Raw genomic sequence first — 628 nt, forward strand, 5'->3', positions numbered from 1 at the left:
CTCAAGAAAAAAGTGGCTGAACTAGAGCGTATCGTAGGTCAGAAGCAAATCTTGCTTGACTTTAAGGATAAAATGATTGATCTAGCCGAACAGGCATATGGGGTTGATATTAAAAAAAAATTCGATTCCAAACCCTTCGATACTACTGGCTCACCCGAGAAAAACATCACTTCAGCTTAAATGAATTGTATCGAAGTCTTGGAATGAGTAAGCAAGCTGTACATCAACAGTTAAATCGACAAATCAAGCAGGAAAAAGTTCAACATCATTTATTAAAGGCCGTCGATGAAATTCGAGTAAAACACCCCACCATGGCTATTCGCTACTTGTACTATATGATAAAACCCGATCATCAGCAGATGATGGGAAGGGATTTATTTGAGATATTTTGTAAGCAACAACATTTAACCAGGCCTAGAATACTCTCCTTCATCAAGACGACAGATAGTCAAGGAGTGGTTCGGTTTGAGAATTTATTGATACATCAAAAACCGAGTCGAATAGACCAATATTGGCAGAGCGACATTAGTTATTATCAAGTCAATGGGATCTATTATTACCTTACTTTTATCATAGATGCCTATACACGTCATATAGTGGGTCATCACACCTCTAAAAGACTATTGAC

Annotated in this window: 2 pseudogenes; both read left to right on the plus strand. The window is 37.6% G+C overall.

Annotated features, from left to right (window positions below):
• Positions 1–180: pseudogene (locus EWU22_RS13125) on the plus strand (hypothetical protein); the annotation flags it as partial.
• 23 nt (positions 181–203) lie between these two features.
• Positions 204–628: pseudogene (locus EWU22_RS13130) on the plus strand (hypothetical protein); the annotation flags it as partial.

This window comes from Aquirufa nivalisilvae (genome assembly GCF_004307455.1).
Classification (GTDB): Bacteria; Bacteroidota; Bacteroidia; order Cytophagales; family Spirosomataceae; genus Aquirufa; species Aquirufa nivalisilvae.